At 65.0% G+C, this 19,018-nt stretch carries 13 protein-coding genes, 1 tRNA gene and 2 pseudogenes; 7 read left to right on the top strand and 9 right to left on the bottom strand.

Annotated elements, in window-relative coordinates:
• Nucleotides 1-39 precede the first annotated feature (39 nt).
• Together ABIC65_RS12470 and ABIC65_RS12465 are read right to left on the bottom strand one after the other, a co-directional pair.
• Nucleotides 40-264, bottom strand: a pseudogene (locus ABIC65_RS12470) (endonuclease domain-containing protein); the annotation flags it as partial.
• A 300-nt stretch (nucleotides 265-564) separates the two neighbouring features.
• Entirely contained in the window at nucleotides 565-1,176 is a 612-nt protein-coding gene (locus ABIC65_RS12465) for a J domain-containing protein (RefSeq protein ID WP_436286731.1), read from the bottom strand.
• A gap of 35 nt (nucleotides 1,177-1,211) precedes the next feature.
• On the opposite strand from ABIC65_RS12465, the gene ABIC65_RS12460 reads away from it, so the two are divergent.
• Together ABIC65_RS12460 and ABIC65_RS12455 are read left to right on the top strand one after the other, a co-directional pair.
• Nucleotides 1,212-1,496 carry a BolA family protein gene (locus tag ABIC65_RS12460; protein ID WP_064311004.1) on the top strand — a complete coding sequence of 95 codons (285 nt, stop codon included), beginning with the start codon at nucleotides 1,212-1,214 and terminating at the stop codon, nucleotides 1,494-1,496.
• Entirely contained in the window at nucleotides 1,493-1,933 is a 441-nt protein-coding gene (locus ABIC65_RS12455) for an NUDIX hydrolase (RefSeq protein WP_354309097.1), read from the top strand. The genes ABIC65_RS12460 and ABIC65_RS12455 overlap by 4 nt, the downstream gene beginning before the upstream one ends.
• Nucleotides 1,934-2,131: 198 nt before the next feature.
• Here the strand turns inward: ABIC65_RS12455 and ABIC65_RS12450 are convergent, their stop codons facing one another.
• Both ABIC65_RS12450 and ABIC65_RS12445 read right to left on the bottom strand, forming a co-directional pair.
• A complete protein-coding gene (locus tag ABIC65_RS12450; RefSeq protein ID WP_354309095.1) occupies nucleotides 2,132-6,754 on the bottom strand; it encodes an NAD-glutamate dehydrogenase in 4,623 nt (1,540 codons plus the stop codon).
• Between the two features lie 89 nt (nucleotides 6,755-6,843).
• On the bottom strand, nucleotides 6,844-8,118 hold the full coding sequence (locus tag ABIC65_RS12445) for a PAS domain-containing protein (RefSeq protein ID WP_354309094.1): 1,275 nt from the start codon (nucleotides 8,116-8,118) through the stop codon (nucleotides 6,844-6,846).
• Nucleotides 8,119-8,321: 203 nt separating this feature from the next.
• On the opposite strand from ABIC65_RS12445, the gene ABIC65_RS12440 reads away from it, so the two are divergent.
• Nucleotides 8,322-8,397: transfer RNA gene (locus ABIC65_RS12440), tRNA-Thr, on the top strand.
• A 152-nt stretch (nucleotides 8,398-8,549) separates the two neighbouring features.
• Nucleotides 8,550-9,767 carry a tyrosine-type recombinase/integrase gene (locus tag ABIC65_RS12435; protein ID WP_354309092.1) on the top strand — a complete coding sequence of 406 codons (1,218 nt, stop codon included), beginning with the start codon at nucleotides 8,550-8,552 and terminating at the stop codon, nucleotides 9,765-9,767.
• A 751-nt stretch (nucleotides 9,768-10,518) separates the two neighbouring features.
• Here ABIC65_RS12435 and ABIC65_RS12430 read toward each other — a convergent pair.
• The gene (locus ABIC65_RS12430) at nucleotides 10,519-11,286 is read right to left on the bottom strand and encodes an N-acyl amino acid synthase FeeM domain-containing protein (protein ID WP_354309090.1); all 768 of its coding nucleotides are present in this window, start codon (nucleotides 11,284-11,286) and stop codon (nucleotides 10,519-10,521) included.
• A gap of 274 nt (nucleotides 11,287-11,560) precedes the next feature.
• Between ABIC65_RS12430 and ABIC65_RS12425 the strand changes: the two genes are divergently transcribed.
• Both ABIC65_RS12425 and ABIC65_RS12420 read left to right on the top strand, forming a co-directional pair.
• The gene (locus tag ABIC65_RS12425) at nucleotides 11,561-12,187 is read left to right on the top strand and encodes an FxDxF family PEP-CTERM protein (RefSeq protein WP_354309088.1); all 627 of its coding nucleotides are present in this window, start codon (nucleotides 11,561-11,563) and stop codon (nucleotides 12,185-12,187) included.
• 846 nt (nucleotides 12,188-13,033) lie between these two features.
• On the top strand, nucleotides 13,034-13,660 hold the full coding sequence (locus ABIC65_RS12420; RefSeq protein WP_354309087.1) for an FxDxF family PEP-CTERM protein: 627 nt from the start codon (nucleotides 13,034-13,036) through the stop codon (nucleotides 13,658-13,660).
• A gap of 341 nt (nucleotides 13,661-14,001) precedes the next feature.
• Here the strand turns inward: ABIC65_RS12420 and ABIC65_RS12415 are convergent, their stop codons facing one another.
• Nucleotides 14,002-14,790: a DUF1206 domain-containing protein gene (locus tag ABIC65_RS12415; RefSeq protein WP_354309086.1), complete on the bottom strand. Its 789-nt coding sequence runs from the start codon at nucleotides 14,788-14,790 to the stop codon at nucleotides 14,002-14,004.
• Between the two features lie 468 nt (nucleotides 14,791-15,258).
• Here ABIC65_RS12415 and ABIC65_RS12410 point away from each other — a divergent pair, with 468 nt between their 5' ends.
• On the top strand, nucleotides 15,259-15,696 hold the full coding sequence (locus ABIC65_RS12410) for an acetyltransferase (RefSeq protein ID WP_354309084.1): 438 nt from the start codon (nucleotides 15,259-15,261) through the stop codon (nucleotides 15,694-15,696).
• Between the two features lie 223 nt (nucleotides 15,697-15,919).
• Here the strand turns inward: ABIC65_RS12410 and ABIC65_RS12405 are convergent.
• The 3 genes and pseudogenes from ABIC65_RS12405 to ABIC65_RS12395 all read right to left on the bottom strand — a co-directional run bounded on the left by ABIC65_RS12405 (nucleotide 15,920) and on the right by ABIC65_RS12395 (nucleotide 18,994).
• Nucleotides 15,920-17,077: pseudogene (locus tag ABIC65_RS12405) on the bottom strand (MFS transporter).
• Between the two features lie 79 nt (nucleotides 17,078-17,156).
• Nucleotides 17,157-18,182, bottom strand: a complete 1,026-nt coding sequence (locus ABIC65_RS12400; protein ID WP_354309082.1) for an aldo/keto reductase — start codon at nucleotides 18,180-18,182, stop codon at nucleotides 17,157-17,159.
• Between the two features lie 65 nt (nucleotides 18,183-18,247).
• A complete protein-coding gene (locus ABIC65_RS12395) occupies nucleotides 18,248-18,994 on the bottom strand; it encodes an SDR family oxidoreductase (protein WP_354309081.1) in 747 nt (248 codons plus the stop codon).
• Nucleotides 18,995-19,018: the final 24 nt, after the last annotated feature.

The following is a 19,018-nucleotide window of genomic DNA, read 5'->3' as shown; positions in this document are numbered from 1 at the left end:
GACGCCGTCGAGGTTTTGGAAGAGGGCGTCGGCGGGGATGCGGAGTGTCGCGATGCCGTTGGCGGCGAGCCAGGCGTCGCGGCGGGCGTCGTGCTCGGGCTGGTCGCCATGGGCGTGGCCGGTGCCGTCGAGCTCGATCGCGAGGCGGGCGCGGGCGCAGTAGAAGTCGAGGACATAGGGACCGGCTTCGTGCTGGCGGCGGAAGTGGAGGCCTTCGGGGTCGCCGCGGAGATGGCGCCAGAGGCGGCGCTCGGCGGGGGACATCTCGCGTCGGAGCTTGCGGGCGAGGCTGCGGGCATGCGGGGTTCCACGAAGGCGCATTTGGGCGACTCTTCCGTTTAGACGGGGTGGAGGATGCCGTATTTTCAGGAACGAATAAAGAACAAAGTTTGTGGGAGGCCCCCTCCACCACCGCCTTCGGCGGCGGTCCCCCTCCCCCGCTCTCGCGGGAGAGGAAACACGAAGGTTGCGGCAGTAGAATAGCGTTTCCTCCACCGCGATAGCGGGGGAGGGGGACCGCGCCGCGCCAGCGGCGTGGTGGAGGGGGCTCCCCCACCGGAAACCTCAAGCGAAGGCCGCCGACCCCTTCAACTGCTGATACGCCGCGATCACCCGCTGCAGCCGCGCCTCGTGGCTGCGGTCGCCGCCGTTGCGATCGGGGTGGAACTTGCGCACCAGCTCCGAATAGCGCTTGCGCAGCGCCGTCCGGTCGCAATCGATCTCCAGGTCCAGCACCTTGAGCGCATCGCGATCCGCGCCCGAGAGCGGCCGGCCGTCCTTGCGCTCGCCGCGACCCTTCATCCGGTCGCGGAAGCGTGCGCCGATCGCGTCGAGCGGGTCGGCGAAATCGGCCCAGCGCGGCGGCACGTCGGGATTGGCGCTGAACGCGCGCGTCTCGCGCTCCCAGCCAGCGATCGGGCGCTGCGCCTCGTGGATCTCGTCGGGGCTCATCCCGGAGAAGAAATTGTAGCCCGAGTTGAACGCGCGGACATGGTCCAGGCACAGCCAGCGGAATTGCGGCGGCCCGTCGAAGCCGCTGCGCGCGCCTTCCAGCGGCGGCGCGCGGAATTCGCCGGCGGCGGTGCAGCCCGGCTCTGCGCACAATCTTCCCTCCGCTTCCACGCGACCGTGGAAACGGGCATTCGGACGATCCTTTTTCGGCGGACGGCTAGCCACGCGACTCCCTCGAACAAACCGCCTATATAGGCGCGATGACCGACCTCGCTACCGGCCCCCTGGCCGATCTTATCGCCGATCGCCTGCGCACCGCGCTCGCCCCGTCGCACCTCCATGTCAGCAACGACAGCGCCCAGCATCGCGGCCATCTGGGTGACGACGGCACGGGCGAAAGCCACTTCACCGTCACGATCGAAAGCCCGGAGTTTGCCGGGCTCAACCGCGTCGCCCGCCAGCGCAAGGTGAACCACGCGCTCGCCGACCTGCTCGCCACCCGCATCCACGCGCTGGCGATCAAGGCGACTGCACCGGGCGAATGAGCACACGCATCGCGCGCCCCGCGGCGCGGATCCTGCTGCTCGATGGCGCGGGGCGGGTGCTGCTGTTCCGCTTCGATCCCGGCGACCGGCCGCCCTTCTGGTGCACGCCGGGCGGGGCGGTCGATCCGGGCGAAAGCTATGCGGACGCTGCACGGCGCGAGCTGTGGGAGGAGACCGGCATCCGGGCCGATCCCGGGCCTGAGGTGGCGCAGCGGGTCGTCGAGTTCGTGACGATCGAAGGCGTGCCGGTCTGGGCGGACGAGCGCTACTTCCTGGTCCGCACCGATGCCGACGCAATCGACACCGCCGGCCATACCGCGCTGGAGCAGCGGGTGATGCGCGGGTGGCGCTGGTTCACCCGAGACGAGATCGCCGCGCATGACGAGCCGATCTTCCCGCAGGATTTGCTAGCGATGCTGGAGACGCTCGAAGGCTAGCGCCTTCTTCTTCTATTCTCCCCTCCCGCTTGCGGGAGGGGCAGGGGGAGGGTGTGTGCTGGAAGCGAAGGCCGTGGTCGAGGGAGGAGGGCTGCGCCGCGTCAGGCCCTTTGCAGCCTATCGCCTGCTACCCTCTCTCACCCTCCCCTAACCCCTCCCGCAAGCGGGAGGGGGACTTAGAAGAAGGGGGGGCTCAGCTCACTCCCGCCCGAGCAGCACGCGGGCTTGCCCCGCGATCTGCGCCAGCATCGCCGCGTTCGGCACCGCAGATTGCCGTGCACGCCGCACCAGCGCGCTGAACTGGTCGACGCGGGCGCGGTGCTCGGCGAGCCACGCGTCCACCGCCGCCTGCGGGTCCTGCCCGTCGACACGGCCGAGGAAGTCCAGCCGCAGTTGCTGGAAGTCGCGGGCGAGGCCGGCGATCAGCAGGCGTTCCCACACGTCGCCGGTGGTGATCCGCGCCGCGGTCGACTGGGCCCAGTCGAGGCCCAGTGCCTGGCCGAGCGAGGTGAAGGCGCGGGTGAGCACCACTTCGTCGACGCCGCTGCGCTGGCCGAGATCGGCAAGGCCGATGCAGCCGTCCAGCTCGAACACCTTGACCACGCGGTCGACGAGTTCGAGCGGCGCACCGGCGGCGGTGAGCTTGCTGCAGATCCGGTCGGCCTGGGCGCGGACCTCGGTGAGCATCAGGCTCTTGGTCTCGCGGCCCAGCGCTTCGATACCAGGCTGCAGGCGCGCGATCACCTCGGCCGGGCTGGCGCCCGGGCGGGTGATGCGCAGCAGGTCGGCGATCTGGCCGCGGACCGCCACCGCCAGCTCATCGAGCAGCGCGATGCGGGCGCCTTCGCCGATCTCGGCGGTTTCCACCGCTTCCCACAGCGCGGGAAGCCCCAGCAACCGCTCGGCGACGACGAACATCGCCGCGATGTCGCGCATCGATGCGCCTTCTTCCTCGGCCAGCTCGAACGGGTGGAGCACGCCGAGCCGGTTGATCACGCGATTGGCGAGCTTGGTCGCGACGATTTCGTTGCGCAGGCGATGCTCGTCGATCGCCTTGCCGAAGCGTTCCTGCATCGCCTTCGGGAAGGCGGCGTGAAGATCGCCGACCAGCGCCGGATCATGGCCGAGATCGCCCTGCTCGATCGCATCCTGCAGCGCGAGCTTGGCCGAGGCGAGCAGCACCGCCAGCTCGGGCCGGGTGAGCCCGCGGCCGTCCTGCGCCCGGCGCAGCAGGTCCTCGTTCGAGCCGAGGCCCTCGACGCCGCGGTCGAGCCGGCCGCTGGCTTCGAGGATCTCGATCACCCGCACATAGCTGGGCAGGTCGAGCGCGCCGTCATTCTCCATGAAGGAGAGCGCCAGCGTCTGGAGGCGGTTGTCCTCCAGCACCAGGTGCGCGACGTCGTCGGTCATCGACACGAGCAGCGCGTTGCGATCTTCGAAGCCGAGGCGGCCCTCGATCATCTCGCGGTTCAGCGCGATCTTGATGTTGACCTCATTGTCCGAGCAATCGACGCCGGCCGAATTGTCGATGAAGTCGGTGTTGAGGCGGCCGCCGTTCCGCGCGAACGCGATGCGCGCGGCCTGCGTCACGCCGAGGTTGGCGCCTTCGCCTACCACCTGCGCGCGGACTTGCTCGGCATTGATGCGGATGCGGTCGTTGGCGGGATCGCCCACCTCGCCGTTGCTCTCGCTCGCCGCCTTCAGATAGGTGCCGATGCCGCCGAACCACAGCAGCCCGACGCGGGCCTTGAGGATCGCGATCATCAGGCCGTTGGGATCGATACTTTCGACGTCGAGGTCGAGCAGCGTCTTGACCTGCGGGCTGAGCGGGATCGACTTTTCGGTGCGCGGGAACACCCCGCCGCCCTCGGAGATGAGGTCGGGGTTATAGTCCGCCCAGCTTGAGCGCGGCAGCGCGAACATGCGCGCGCGCTCCTCCCAGCTCTTCGACGCATCCGGATTGGGATCGAGGAAGATGTGGCGATGGTCGAACGCGGCGACGAGCTTGATCGACTTCGACAGCAGCATGCCGTTGCCGAACACGTCGCCCGACATGTCGCCCACGCCCGCCACGGTCACCGGCTCGGACTGGATGTCGGTGCCCATTTCGAGGAAGTGGCGACGGACCGAAACCCAGGCGCCCTTGGCGGTGATGCCCATCGCCTTGTGGTCGTAGCCGACGCTGCCGCCCGAGGCGAACGCGTCGCCCAGCCAGAAGTCGCGCTCGATCGCCAGCGCGTTGGCGACGTCCGAGAAGGTCGCCGTGCCCTTGTCCGCCGCGACGACGAAATAGGGATCGTTGCCGTCGAGGACGGTCACGCCTTGCGGGTGCACCACGTCGCCGGCGACGATGTTGTCGGTGATCGACAGAAGCGCACGGATGAAGATGCGGTAGCTCTCGGTGCCTTCAGCGAGCCAGGCGTCGCGGTCGAGGGCGGGCGAAGGGAGATGCTTCGGATAGAAGCCGCCCTTGGCGCCGGTCGGCACGATGACCGCGTTCTTCACGCGCTGCGCCTTCATCAGGCCCAGGATCTCGGTACGGAAGTCGTCGCGGCGATCGGACCAGCGCAGGCCGCCGCGCGCAACCGGGCCGGCGCGCAGGTGGATACCCTCGACGCGCGGGCTGTACACCCAGATCTCGCGCCAGGGGAGCGGGGCGGGGAGGCCCGGCACCTTGGCCGAATCGAGCTTGAACGCCAGCGCCTCGGCACCCGCAGGCGCGAAGGCGTTGGTGCGCAGCGTGGCGAGCACCACGCCCTTGAACAGGCGCAGAATGCGATCGTCGTCGATCGCGTTGACCTGGGCGAGGCCGAGGTCGATCGCGCGCGCGGCATCCTCGATCGCTTCGGCATCGCCGCCGCGGGCGGGATCGTGCGCGGCTTCGAACCGATCGACCAGCGCGGTCGCGACCAGCGGTGCGCGGCGCAGCGCGTCGACCACGGTGCCGAGGCCGTAGAGCATGCCGGTCTGGCGCAGATAGCGGAACCAGGCGCGCAGCAGCACCACCGCGGACGGGCTCAGGCCCGCCTCGACGATCAGCCGGTTGAACAGGTCGTTCTCGGCGCGGCCTTCGAGCACCGCGGCCACGGCCGCCTCGACGGTCGCGGGATCCGCGTCCAGCATCGTGCTGGGCGTCGCCGGCTCGACCTTGAAGTCGTGGATGAAGGCGCCGTTGGTCAGCTCGGTCGGTACTTCTTCCAGCACGCGGAAGCCGAAATTCTCGAACGCCGGCACCGCATCCGACAGCGCGAGCGCGCCGCCCAGGCGGTAGAGCTTGATCCGGTATTTGCCGGGCTCGCCAGCCAGCGGCACGATCCGCACCGAACGGCCATGCTCGTCTTCCAGACCGCCGATCCGCACCATGTCCTGCGCGGCTTCCTCGGGCGTGTGGGTGAGGCGGTAGACGTCGGGGAAGGCGTTGGCGAGGCGCAGCGACAGGCGGGCGGCGCCGCTGCCGGCGATCTCGCTGAGGCAGGCTTCCACCGCCGGCGTCCAGCCGCGGATCATGCGGGCGATGCGCGCGTCGAGCTCGGCCTCGTCGGGCATCGTCGTGTCGCCGCGCAGGTCGAGCGTGTAGCGCAGCTGCGCCAGCACGCCGTCTTCCAGCGCGATCGACCAGTTGATCATCTTGGCGTGCGCCGCCTCGGTCAGCATGTTGCCGATCGTCTCGCGGTGGCCGGCGGCGACCTGCTCGCGCGGCAGCCAGACAAAGGCGAACAGGTGCCGGCCCAACGTGCTGCGCACCAGCACCAGCTTCGAGCGCGGGCGGTCCGCGACCGACATTGCGGTGAGCACCAGGCTCTCCAGTGCTTCGAGGTCGAACGCGGTGGTCAGGTCGTGCGGCAGGCCGGTAAGGGCATGCGTCATCGCCTTGCCGGTATGGCCCGAGGGATCGAAGCCGAACTTCGATTCGAGCATCTCCAGCCGGCCGCGCAGCATCGGCACCATCGCAGGCGGCGTGTTGAGCGCCTGGCTGGTCCACAGGCCGTAGTGGATCGACAGGCCGGTGACTTCCTGGCCCGTGGTCAGCGGCGTCACGACGATGTCGAGCGGCACGCGGCGGTGCACGGTGGAGGTGGCGTTGGACTTGAGGAGCAGCGGGATTTCGCCGCCCATCTCGAAATAGTCGACCGCGAGCTTGCGCGAGGTATCGGCGAGCAGCGGCACTTCATGGGTATAGCGGGCAAGACCGACCTGATCGGTGCTCTCGCCGCTGACCGACCATTTCTCGTGGCCGAGCAGCGTCATCGCATCGTCGGCGAACCAGCGCAGCAGCGCCTCGCCCTCGCGGGAGGGGACGCGGGCGCCGTCGATCGACAGCGCCTGCTGGAGCGGGCGCCAGTCCGAGACGACGTCGCGGACATGCTCGAGCACGCGCTCGATCTCGCTGGTCAGCGCGCGGCGGGTGCGGGCGTCGGCGCGCTCCATCTCGATGTAGATCATCGATTCGGGCGACGCATCCTTCGCCTTCTCGCCGATATCGCTCACCACGCCCTTGGCGTCGCGCTCGACCGGCAGGATCGGGTGGATGATGCGGAAGATGCTGAGGTCAAACGAGGCGATCGCCGCCGCGATCGAATCGACCAGGAACGGCATATCGTCGTTGATCACGGCGAGCCGCATCTTGCGGCTGGCATCCTCCTGATAGGTTTCGAGATTGAGCCGCACGGTCTGCGGCGGGCGTTCCGCCGCCGTCTCCGCGACGAACCGCGCCACCTCGGTGCGCTCGGCCTCGTCCAGTCCTTCCAGCTCTCCGGGCAGGGCTCCTTCGAAGATCCGATCCTCAAACGCCTGCATGATCTTTTTTTCTAGGTTCTTCATGGATGCGGCTATGCTCCCGGGAACAGGGCACCTCAAGTCTGGAAAAACCGGTAGGAAAGGCGCAAAAGCGCCCTCCGCCGCGGTGGGACTCAGGCCGCCGCGCGGCGCACGGCGCGGTCGGTCAACTGCGCGTCGTCTTCCAGCTTGGCGATGATATCGAGGCCCTTGTCGCCCGCACGCGCCAGCAGCAGCACGAATTCCGCCTGGCCCGGCGCCATCGCCACGCGGGCGAGCGGCGGCCGATGGCGCAGTGCCTCGACGGCGCGGGCGAAGGCGGCCGGGCGGCGCTTGCCGGCCACCGAGGCGCGCAGCTCGCGCTCGGCAGCGACCACGCCCTTGATGCCACCGGGAGTGATTTCGAGGAACGCGTCTAGCCCGTGCGCCGGCACCGCGAGGCGCCGGGCATGGGTGAGCACGGCGGCGAACTCGGCGAGCCGCGTCTTGTCGTAATCGGGACCGAAGACGAGCTTGGCCACCGGCGTCATCGGCGCGCGCGCCTGGCCGGCGATCCCGGCCTCGGCGAGCAGCGCGGCATAGCCCTCGGGCTCCTTCTCGGCCGCGAGCGCAAAGCCATAGGCGCGATCGAGCGCCCGGTAGAGCGCCGCGCGGCCGCGCAGCTCCGAGGCACGGGCGGCGGCTGCCGACTCGCGCGCGAGCATCAGCTGGTCGGCCAGCGGCGAGGCGATCTCGGTACGCGGCAGCTCCGCCGTGGCGGGCGAATCGAAGCCGGCGCTGGGGCCGTCCGCCCAGACCGACTGGGTCGGCGCGGGATGCGGCACCGCGCGGCGCGAAGCCTCGATCTCGGCATCGAGTCGCGCCTGCAGCTCGGCGTCGACGACTTCCTTCCAGTTGATCACGCCGTAGATGAAGTCGATCGTCTCGGGATTCGAGGCAAAGGGCATCAGGATGCCGCGATAGAACATCTGGTGCCCGCGCTGGCCGACGAACTCGGCCTCGAAGCCGATCGGCGCGCGGTTGGCGATGATCTGGAGATAATGGTCGGTCAGCCGCGACAGCAGCGAACGGCTGGGCACTTCGCCGACATGCGCGATCGGCCCCTCGATCCCGCATTCCTCGCGCAGCGCGGTGCCGAGATAGCGGATGGCGGGGTTCTCGATGCCGGCGGTGAAATCGAGCAGCACGCTGTTCGGGCCGAAATCGGCGATGTTCTCGGGGTCGAGATCGTGGATCGCGGGATAGGGGCGGCCGCGCAGCAGCGAAACCCAGTGGTTATAGGCCCGCACGTGCATGCGCCGCTCGTCGCCGCCGATCGCGACGGGGCGTTCGTCGATCGCCTCGTCGGCCGCGGGCACGGGCGCGGGCTCGGGGTCGGTCGGACGATTGATGCCGCGAGCCATGTTCATGCGGATGCTCCACTGCGGGCAAGGGCCCGAAAACGCTGATCCGGCGCCTTGTGCAGGGTCCATGGTAAATGCTGCGTAAAAGGCGGATCAGGAAAAGCCGCGGACGGAAGAAAGTTGGCGGCTGCGCAAGGAGGCGCTTGCATGCGCCGAAAACGGCTGGTAAGCGCGCCCTCCTCCGGGCAAGCCAGCGCCCGGCACCGGGCGCCGCTTTAGCTCAGCTGGTAGAGCATCGCATTCGTAATGCGGGGGTCACAGGTTCGAGTCCTGTAAGCGGCACCAGTACATATTGAGAACATTGTAGAAAACCGCGGAAAACTGCGGTAAAATGTGTCCTGCGGGTCCCGTGGTTTCCCATTTTGTTCCACCGTGGCCCACCCAAAGTGGGCCACGAATCGGTGGGCCACGGAGATCGCAGGAAGGCGTGGCCCACCATGCTTACGAACGTCGAGATTCGCGCGCTCAAGCCGGCGGCGCGTCCGTTCAAGGTTCCGGACGGAGATGGCTTGTATCTTCTCGTCCAGCCCTCCGGGGCACTGTTGTGGCGGTTTCGCTACAAGATGTTTGGTGTCGAGCGGAAGCTGTCACTTGGCAGTTTCCCCGAGGTCACCCTCCAGCAGGCGCGCCACAAACGAGACGAGGCGCGCGCTGAGCTTGCCGACGGCTTCGATCCGGTCGAGCAGAAGCGACAGAAGCAGGTCGAGGCGGAACTGGCAGCGAAGACCACCTTCGAGCTGGTCGCCAATGAATATATCCAGAAAATGGAGCGGGAGGGAAAATCGGCGGCCACCCTTAAGAAGGCGCGCTGGTTTCTCGAACTGCTCGGTGGAATCGCCCGCCGGCCCATCGCGGCGATCACGCCGCACGAGCTGCTGGATGTCCTGAAGCGCGTTGAACGCCGCGGGCATCACGAGACGGCGGTGAGGCTGCGCTCCTTCGCAGGCCGCGTGTTTCGCTATGGCTTCGCAACCCTGCGTACCGAAAAGAACCCGGCGGACATTCTCCGGGGCGCGCTGACCGTTCCCCGTGTGAAGCACCACGCCGCGATCGTTCAGCCGAAGAAGGTCGGGGAACTGCTTCGCGCCATCGAGGACTATAAAGGCCGCCCCGAAACGCTCTACGCGCTGCGGATCGCGCCGCATGTGTTCCTGCGGCCGGGCGAGCTCCGGCAGGCGAAATGGAGCGAGATCGACTTCGCCGAGAAGGTCTGGCGCGTGCCTGCGGAGCGCATGAAGATGAAGCAGGCGCACGCTGTGCCACTTTCCCGGCAGGCGCTGTATCTGCTCCAGGATCTGCGCACGCTTGCGCGATCCAGCGAGTTCCTTTTCCCCGCGCTGCATACGACGTTGCGTCCGATCTCCGACAACACGATGAATGTCGCACTTCGGCGCCTGGGCTTCGAACATGACGAAATGACCAGCCACGGCTTCCGCGCCATGGCGAGCACGCTGCTTAATGAATCTGGCCTCTGGCATCCTGATGCCATTGAACGTGCATTGGCGCACGGCGAAAGGGATCGCGTCCGGGCAGCGTACCACCGGGGCGCCCACTGGGATGAGCGGGTCCGCATGGCGCAGTGGTGGTCTGACTACCTTGACCAGCTTCGCGTCGGCGGTGCGGTGATCAAGGCGAAATTCCGAAAGCGCGGGTAGAGTTGGCCTAATCGCGGTGAAGGGAAACCAACCAGCCGAAATACGCTTCTTAAAATAGTCACTTACCGCACTGCAGCAAAAAGTGGGCCCCAGGGGTCAGGCCCCACTCCCCTTTTCATAAACCGGGTTCGAAGCACAAACGCGATCGGGTTGGGCAACTACGAACGCCGGAGATGTCCGACGATCGATCGGCAGCTGGCGACCAACTTACGACGTTCAGCCGCCCGGACGTGAACGACCGCTAATGCTGAAACCTGTCGTTTGCCGCAGGGCTGGCTTGGCAACTAGGCGCCCAATCGCCGCCATCCAGGAGACCGATCGACACTCCAACGCGAACGCAAACGGGGGACCTCCGCGGCTCGGCTGGAGGCTGGCTCCGGGTCGCGAGCAATCAGAGTGTGACGGGTAGGGCAACGGCAGCTGGTCCGGCGCTTCTAGGCGCATGAGGTAGTGTATCGCGTGGCTCGTTTGCGCACCGTGGTATTGAACGGTGCAAGATAACTTGCTCTGATCTCGCAACCTTTTGAGCCGGCCCTCGTTGTTGTATTCCCTGAACGGTGTACCAAGTCACACAGTTGGCGGGCTCTCGCACCCCCGTCCGCCGACTGGTAGAAGAGCCCGCCGAGCTTCGCAGCCGGCGGGCTCTTTTGCGTTATCGAGAAGCCCTATCCTACATTGCCAGCTACTCGATCGCAGAGATCTTCGGTGATGCGATGAAGCCACCCCCCAACGCGAACTGCCCAGGTGCGGTTTATGCCTGCCCTGCGGGGTGTTGGTCGATGGCGCGAGTACCCTCTATGCCGTCGAGAGCCATGGCCAACGCCGCTTCTTCGCCTTCCCGCAGAAAATAGGGATACAGCGATCGGGAACTGCTTTTGCTCGCTTCCCTGTGTCTGCTAATGTTTGCCCTTATCGCATCGACGCTGAGCCAGAGCAGATGTGAAGGCGCTTGTACGCTTTCATTTGTCCGGGCGTCTCCCACGGGACGAAAGCCCAGCATGGCCTGGTAGAAGGCCCGGTGTCGCGGGTTCACTTCGATAAAGAGATCTGTGCAATGGTGCTTTGCTGATCCGTAGATCAACACGGCATGGAACAGGTGGGCTAATCGGGGCCGAGCCGGAGTAGACGCGTCGAAAGCGAATTTGGTTAGCTCGCAAATGCTCGAGCCCGGAGCGGCACGAAAGGTGTCTAGGAGATCTCCAAAGGTGCAGTCAGCGGCAAGGCCTGCGGCGCTGTCGACCGTCAGGGTAAGAGTACCAACCAGACCTTCCGTTGCGGCGGCTACAAAGGTGGTGCATCCCTCTCCCTCAGGAATCTGGTGATCGCGGCCATACCCCCGCCAACCATACATTCTGTTCAGCAGATCCGCTGCGCGAGATCGATGCTGGTGAGTTGTTGCGACCTGAATTCCGAAATCTGCAAGCGCCGCACGCGGTGTCTTGTGCAGCCATTCTGTCGCCAAAGATCCGGCTGCGGATGACGCACGTCCGGCAACCGCATTCACTGCGTCCAATGTCATGAAAAGCCCCGTCATTTTGCTCTCGACCCGAGCAACCAGTACCGTGACTGCGTAACGTTTGCGCTAAGGGCCAACCGCATTCCGGCCATACCGTGCTGAAAACACGGCAAAAATTTTGGGGCAGTGGAACGATAGCGGGATTGCGACGCGCACCAGCGCAAAGCGCATCGGTTGATCGCATTTTTGCTGAATGGAACCAAGTACTTAGTTAAGCGTTCGGCCCTCCGGCCGACCATCGTTAACGGCTTGGTAACCTTTTCAGGGAGTCTACTGTATGAAGCGCTATCTCGCGGCCGTTGCCGCCATTTCGGCGGGCCTTCTTGGCACGACCGCAGCCCAGGCTGCAACCACCATCATCACTCCGAGCTCGCAGCCGAAGGGCACGACGTTTGTGGTTTCGGGCGATCCCTTCTCCGGTCCGGTCGCCGCAACGTTCGGTCACACCGGCATCGTCAAGGGCGTTTTCACCGACATCTTCCAGTTCACGCTCGGCCAGGACGGCACCGGAAGCGGGTCCGTGACGACCAGCGTCACCAAGACGGGCTTCCTGAAGTTCACTGACCTCGACATCACCTCGGTCGTCTTCAACGGCATCGCTGCTTCCAGCACGCTGTTCGACCTCGGGGGCAACGTCTGCTCTACCCGCGGCGTCGGGAGCTGCGGAGCCAGCGAGTCCTTCGCTCTCACCGACGCGATGGTTAAGGCCGGCGTGTTGAACACCATCACCATCACCGGCGTTTCGCGCGGTCTGGGCTCCTATGGCAGCAACGCAACCTTCGATCCGTCGGCCGTTCCTGAGCCCGCCTCGTGGGGCCTCATGATTGCCGGCATCGGTGCGGCCGGCTTCAGCCTGCGCCGCCGTCGTTCGAGCAGCGCTCGCCGTTCGGTCCAGGCGGCCTAAAGTCAATCTATGTTTTTGGTGCTGTTGGATCTTCTGGAGCAACAGCACCAAAAAAACGATGACTTAGAATTGCTCATGACAAAGCGCTAAAGGCAGAAGGGCCCAGGTAGACACCCCTGAGCCCTCCGCTTGCCAGTCCACCTAAAGTATAGGGGCAGCCAAGTTTGTTCCAAAAATAAATCAGACACCGCTCGCTGCCACACCCTATTTTGAGCAGGTGCTCCTGCTCTGAGGCAGGTGGAGAGGTCAGCTACTGCTAACCTGTAAATTGGTGTAGAATCGTCTGATTATAGCATTCTCTGCAAACATGGTTAACGATCGTTTGTAGCATATCCTGACTTAGGCGCTAGCGAAGGTCAAGCAAATCAGAGGCGATTCGAGCCGACGCCGAACCTGGGCGTTCGGGAGGGCGCTCGCAGCCGATCGTGAAGCGAATATCAAGAAGGCTTGGAGCCGATATGCTCGCCATCAACCATTACGGCGGCGGGTTACGTCAGCAGCTGCTCGTCCGCCTCAAGGTGTGCGCCAGACCGATCGATCGTCGCAGAAGCCGCCACTATCGGACAACGCCTGAACGGGCTGCCAGCGAATTGAACGGGGGAATTTGGCTGCAAGTGGTTGGCGGCTGCGATACAGGGCGCTGCCAAGCCCTTTGGCTGATGGGTAGGGGAATGGTGCCGCAACTCAGATCTTTAGTCGCGACCTTAACGCAATGTCCCACCTGCTCCGTTTTGGGACAGGCCCTGATAACATGCAGCGCGAGGTGGCGCAACGGAGGCAAAATCCAAACGTTTCGGCGACATCAGGTTCGTTAACGACCTGTTAATGTAAGCAGGGAGAGTTTGTATGAAGCGCTATCTAGCGGCCGCCGCCATGATCTCCGCAAGCATCCTCGGCACGACCGCGGCCAATGCGGCAACCACGATCATCACTCCTAGCATCCAGCCTACGGGAACAACATTCGTTGTCGCCGGCAATCCGTTCTCCGGCCCTGTCGCTGCGACCTTTGGCCACACCGGCATTGCAGCGGGCGACTTCACCGATCTCTTTCAATTCACCCTCGGCCAGGACGGCACTGGAAGCGGGTCGGTGACGACCAGCGTGACGCAGACCGCGTTCCTGATGTCGACTGATCTCGACATCACCTCAGTCCTCTTCAACGGGCTCGCCGCACAGCGGACGCTTTTCGACCTCGACAAGAATGTGTGCACCACCCGTGGGGTGGGCAGCTGCGGCGCAAGCGAGTCCTTTGCGCTCACTGACGCGATGGTGAAGGCGGGCGTGCTCAACACCATCACCATAACGGGGGTGTCGCGAGGTCTTGGCTCATACGGTGGCAACGCCACCTTCGATCCTTCGGCAGTTCCCGAGCCCGCCACCTGGGGCCTCATGATCGCTGGCTTTGGTGCTGCCGGTTTGAGCCTCCGCCGGCGCCGTTCCAGCGACGCGCGCCGGCTTGCTCAAGCGGGCTGAGGCCAGAACGACGCGCCTCGTATTGCCGTCTTCGCGCAAGCGATCGGCAGCATAATGTGGAAGATGAAAGCTTCCCTTGGGTTTTAATAGGTGAAGGGGCTCAGGTGAAAACCTGGGCCCCTGTCTTGTTCGGTGGTCCGAGGACCCATGCTGCGAACATAGCGCGTCCCTAAGCCAAATCCGTAGATCCGGATCGCACGGCGATAGCGCGGCGTGAGCGGGCATGGGAGGAGACAGGCGCCCGAGGCAGCTGCGCGCCAAAGGCTGGACGTTCGGCACGACCATCTACGTTCCCAAAACCGGACGCCAGTGGATGGCGCCAAAGTCTGCATCGCTGCCACTTAAAGGCGGCTCGTGGCCCGATGCAGTAATTGGTCCGCAGGCACCTCGCTTAGAATCCTGTACCGCGCTTCGATCAGGCCGAACGCGCCGAAGGCCAATAGGCCAAACGCCACAACTATATCGAACGGGCTGTCGAGCCAGGTCAAAGCCTGCGCAGTTCCGCCAGCTTCGCTCGCGCGCTCATCCAGACCTGCCAGAACGAGGAAAAAGCCTGAGATCAGGAAGACGCAACCTCGGGCCGCGTATCCGGCGCGCCCACTCCACAGCGCCCAAGGTTGCCGTGCGATCCGTGGTTCCAGATGCCGCAGAAATCTGGCTCGCAGGGCGTTGACGAGTTGAACGAAGCCAGCCGCGAGAAGGACGGCACCACCGGCAATTACCAGCGCTCCGCCAGCCGGTAGCTGCAGCGCTGTTCGAGCGCCGTCGCGGGTGCCGTCTCCTGCGGACACCACTCCTTGGATCAGGCGTATTGCCTGCCAGGAGAGCAGGAGGTGGACCACGCCACTCGCCGCTGCGCCTACGCGCTGCATTACGCCCTTCCGGTCCGAGCCATGACGCTCGATATCGAATGCTGCATCACTCAGCCGCCAGATGCTGTAGGCGAGCAGTCCCGCAGTAAGAACGATCAGCAACAGTTTACCGCCACCTTCTCCAAGGTATTGCAGCGCGCCGCTAGGATCCTCGGCACGCCCGGTCGTGACGACGAGCAGGCCGACGACGATGTAGAGCAGTCCGCGCACTGCGAGGCCCAGTCGCGTCAATTTCTGTAGCCGTGCGTTTATGTCCATCGCCTCCGTCTCCCTTGGATCGCAGCAACGCCAGGGCCAATTGGCCGTTCCGCGGTAGGGCAAATCTGGCCACAAATCGAAGCCCCTCTTTCTGGCTGCATCCGTTCGGCGCTGCGTAGGAAGGGGAGCGACCGCAGACCCGAGCACCAATGCGCGGTTCGAGTTACCAGGTAAATGGACTAACCGGGTCACCGCGGCCCTTCTCCCCCAGTCGGTTGAAACTGCGGCGGCCACGCGCCCGCTTTCTGCCGCTCAGAAGGTAAATCACCCCCTCGGAAGTGGACGGGCGAGAGACCTCTTTTGGCAGTCAGCGGCCGATCGAAGCGGCAGCTGCCGACCAGATGGCGCCGTTCCTCCGTGGAGGCGCCAACGTCCGAGTCTGACAGCAGCCGCCGTTCGTGCTGCGGGCAGCGCCCCAACAACTCATGCCCTGTAGCGGATCTTAGCACTCCGTGCCAAAGCCGCTTCATGGTGCTGATCCGACCTTCCTTCCCTGATGATGGCGAGCGCGTTATCGAAATATGGCGAAGCGCGGTCGATGCGACGCATGACTTCCTTTTACCGAAGGATCGAATTGCAATCGACGAGATGGTATCCGGATTTCTGCCGAACGCTCCGTTGTGGCTAGCTGTCGATTCCAACGATCGGCCTATTGCTTTCATGTTGATAGACGGCGGGCATATGGTAGCCCTTTTCGTTGATCCCGAGGTTCGTGGGCAAGGCGTTGGCGCAGCCTTGGTGCGGCATGGGCTATCGCTTCAACCCACGATGACGACCGACGTCAACGAACAGAACGACCAGGCTGTCGGCTTTTACGAGCGGATGGGTTTCGGGCGAACCGGACGCTCACCGCTCGATGGGCAAGGTCGGCCTTACCCGCTGATTCATTTGCGTTACCAAGGCTAACTCAACTTCCGATTTCGACCAACTCAAGTCGTTCCGGTGCGCCAAAGTTAATGTCAGCTAGCGCCGAAATATTTCGTTGGCATCTAGTCGTAAATGTGCACTGCCTTCTACGCCAATATCGTCGTCCGAAGGCTCATCTCCGATCGTCGAAAGCGGGTTTTCATTCATCGATGACTTGCCGAATCCGCCCTTCGACAAATACCGCGCAGTTCATGCCACGCAGTCATGAGGAACCGACGGGAACTCGGTGAGTGACGGCCCAAAGTGCTAGCAAGCCTATCGCTGACGTTGCAGCTCCCGCCAAGGCTACAGCAGGATAGCCGAGATCGGCGGCAATCACCGCTCCGCCAGTCGCGGCTCCGATGGCGTTACCAAGATTGAACGCGCCGATGTTTACGGCAGCGGCAAGATTGGGTGCCGCAGCCGCTGCGGTAAGCACCCGAACCTGCAGCGGCGGTACGAGGGCGAAGCTCGCTACACCCCACAGAAAGATGAGGATTACAGTTGCAGTTGCATTCGCCATGAGGGCCGCGAACGCAACTAGGATTGCGCATAACCCGGCCATCGTGATCACCAGAGTGCGGTCGATGGAGCGATCAGCGAAGCGTCCGCCCAGCCAGTTGCCGATGGTCAGGCCCGTGCCCTAAGTGACCAACATGGCCGTGACGAAGCCCAGCGACGCATGCGTTTCAACGCGCAGGGTTGGCGTGATGCAGGTAAAGACTGTGAACATCGCGCTCGAGCTGACCACGGTCAGCGATAGCGCCCCGAGCACCTGCCGCTGCGTCAGCACGCCCAATTCGGCGGTAACATTGCTTGTCTTGGGTGCGGGCAGGCTTGGCAGCGCGGCGCGCAATGCTATCATCGTCATCAAGCCCAGTCCCGCAATTCCCCAGAAGGAGGCGCGCCATCCCAGATGCGCCCCCGCCCAGGTGGCGAGTGGAACGCCGACCACATTGGCGACGGTAAGCCCCATGAACATTGACGCGACCGCACTTGCACGGCGGTCTGGCGCAACCAATCCTGCCGCAACGACAGAGCCCACCCCGAAGAACGCACCGTGATTGAACGAGGTGAGCACGCGGGCGACGAGCAGTGTGGCATAGCTTCCAGAGACAGCAGCGAGCAAGTTTCCGGCGGTGAAAATGCCTGCCAGCCCGATCAGCAATATTCGCCGGGGCACCCGAGTGGTAGTGACAGTCACCAACGGCGCGCCGATCATTACCCCGAGGGCATAGGCACTGATCAGCAGCCCAGTCCTAGGAATGGAGATGGCTAGGTCGTGTGCGATCACCGGCAGCAGCCCCATCGGCGCAAATTCGGTCACGCCGATGCCAAATGCGCCAATAGCAAGGGCAAGAAGGCCCAGTTGATGCTTCATTCCTCAGTCCCTCCCGCAAGCGCCGGCGAACGACACCTTGCCTGTCGGCTACCGCCACGATGGTGCCGTCATCTGCGCATCACCGCTGCCCCGCCGGCAGGCCAGGCAGCGGCGCCTCTGCGTTTACTAGCCCGTCCGCCCGCAGCTCATGCCAGAACACGGTTGGGATATCCGCCTCGAAGGCGGCAAGATCCTCGGCGATCCGCTCCGGCCTGCTCGCGCCAGGGATGACCGCGGCTACGGCGGGGTTGGCGAGCGAGAATTGCAGGGCCGCCGCCTTCATCGAGACGCCGTGCCGATCGGCGATCGCCTTGATGGCGGCGATCCGCGCCAGGATCTCCGGTGAGGCGGGCGCATATTCGAAGTTCGGCCCGCCGACGAGCGCGCCTGAACTGTAAGGGCCGCCAACCACCACGCCCAGGCCCTTCGCCTCCACCTTCGGCATCAGCCGCTGCAATGCACGGCTGTGGTCCAGCAGCGTATACCGGCCGGCGAGCAGGAAGGCGTTGGGTTGGGGTTCGTCGAGATCCAGCAGGATCTCGATCGGCTCGACCTTGTTGACCCCTAGTCCCCACGCCTTGATCACGCCTTCGCTGCGGAGCCGATCCAGCGCGCGAAAGGCGCCGGTGCGGGCTTCCTCGAAGCGGGCGATCCACTGGTCGCCCCAGAAATCCTGGGCCAGGTCGTGCACGAAGACGATCTCGACATGGCTGGTCTGGAGCCGGGTGAGGCTGTCCTCGATCGACTTCAGCGTGGCGTCATAGCCATAGTCGTTAATCATCTTGTTCGGGCGTCCATGCGCGAACACATCGCTCTTCTCGCCATAGTCTCGCAGGCTGATGTCCTCGACCTCGTCGAGCACGACGCGGCCGACCTTGGTGCTGAGCACATAGGCGTCGCGCGGCTTGCCCTTGAGCGCCTCGCCCATGCGCAGTTCGGCAAGGCCGGCGCCGTAGAAGGGGGCGTTGTCGAAGTAGCGGATGCCCGCGTCCCAGGCGGCAGCGACGGTCTCCAGCGCCTCCGCCTCGGGAATCGCGCGGAACATGTTGCCCAGCGGCGCGGTGCCGAAGCCGAGCTTGCCTTTCAGGATGGTATCCAGTGCCATGTCGCGGTCCTTCCAGTTGCGGGAGCGGCGGGCGTCCACCGTCGGATGCCCGCCGCGTTCGTGAATCAGAGGTTGCTCATGCCGCCGTCGATGATCAGTTCGCTGCCGACCGTATACCGGCTCTCGTCCGAGGCGAGATGCACGACGGCCTCCGCGATTTCCGCGGACTCGCCGAAGCGGCCCGCCGGGATAGCGCTGATCAGATAGTCCTTCATGCCCGCGAGATCGCTCTCGGACAGGCCGAGCTTGCCGTAGATCGGCGTCGAGACCGGGCCGGGGCTGACCACGTTCACCCGCACGCCGCGGCCGATCAGTTCGCCCGATAGCGTGCGCGCCAGCGAGATCAGCGCGGCCTTGCTCGCGGCATAGACGATCGAGTTCGGCTTGCCGAGCCGCGCGTTGATCGAGCCATTGAGCACGATCGAGGCGGGGTTGGCGAACAGCGGCAGCAGCGCCTGCACCAGGAACAGCGGTCCCTTGACGTTTACGGCAAAGGTGCGATCGAACCCGGCTTCGTCCCACGCCTCAAGCGGGCGGAAATCGGCGACGCCGGCGTTGACGAACAGCGTGTCGAGGCGACCCCAGGCCTCGCGGATCGTGTCGGCGATCGCTGCCTGGCCGGCAACGTCCCCGGCATCGGCATGGATGGTGAGCACGTCGCCCAGTTCCTGCCTGGCAGCGGCGAGCTTCGCCTCGCTGGTGCCGGTGATGGCGACGGTCGCGCCTTCTTCGAGGAAGCGGCGGGCGGTGGCGAGGCCGATGCCGCTGGTGCCGCCGGTGACGAGGGCGAGTTTATTGGCAAGACGGTTCATGATCGATTCCTTGGTTGCGAGCCG

Source organism: Sphingomonas trueperi (genome assembly GCF_040545665.1).
GTDB lineage: Bacteria > Pseudomonadota > Alphaproteobacteria > Sphingomonadales > Sphingomonadaceae > Sphingomonas > Sphingomonas trueperi_B.
This window is presented reverse-complemented; position numbering and strand designations above follow the sequence as displayed.

Excerpts from the sequence above, each read along its gene's own strand:
- ABIC65_RS12420 (WP_354309087.1), top strand. The coding sequence starts at position 13,034 with ATGAAGCGCTATCTAGCGGCCGCCGCCATGATCTCCGCAAGCATCCTC.
- ABIC65_RS12455 (WP_354309097.1), top strand. The coding sequence starts at position 1,493 with ATGAGCACACGCATCGCGCGCCCCGCGGCGCGGATCCTGCTGCTCGAT.
- ABIC65_RS12445 (WP_354309094.1), bottom strand. The coding sequence starts at position 8,118 with ATGAACATGGCTCGCGGCATCAATCGTCCGACCGACCCCGAGCCCGCG.
- ABIC65_RS12425 (WP_354309088.1), top strand. The coding sequence starts at position 11,561 with ATGAAGCGCTATCTCGCGGCCGTTGCCGCCATTTCGGCGGGCCTTCTT.
- ABIC65_RS12410 (WP_354309084.1), top strand. The coding sequence starts at position 15,259 with ATGGTGCTGATCCGACCTTCCTTCCCTGATGATGGCGAGCGCGTTATC.
- ABIC65_RS12400 (WP_354309082.1), bottom strand. The coding sequence starts at position 18,182 with ATGGCACTGGATACCATCCTGAAAGGCAAGCTCGGCTTCGGCACCGCG.
- ABIC65_RS12450 (WP_354309095.1), bottom strand. The coding sequence starts at position 6,754 with ATGAAGAACCTAGAAAAAAAGATCATGCAGGCGTTTGAGGATCGGATC.
- ABIC65_RS12395 (WP_354309081.1), bottom strand. The coding sequence starts at position 18,994 with ATGAACCGTCTTGCCAATAAACTCGCCCTCGTCACCGGCGGCACCAGC.
- ABIC65_RS12460 (WP_064311004.1), top strand. The coding sequence starts at position 1,212 with ATGACCGACCTCGCTACCGGCCCCCTGGCCGATCTTATCGCCGATCGC.
- ABIC65_RS12430 (WP_354309090.1), bottom strand. The coding sequence starts at position 11,286 with ATGACATTGGACGCAGTGAATGCGGTTGCCGGACGTGCGTCATCCGCA.
- ABIC65_RS12435 (WP_354309092.1), top strand. The coding sequence starts at position 8,550 with ATGCTTACGAACGTCGAGATTCGCGCGCTCAAGCCGGCGGCGCGTCCG.
- ABIC65_RS12415 (WP_354309086.1), bottom strand. The coding sequence starts at position 14,790 with ATGGACATAAACGCACGGCTACAGAAATTGACGCGACTGGGCCTCGCA.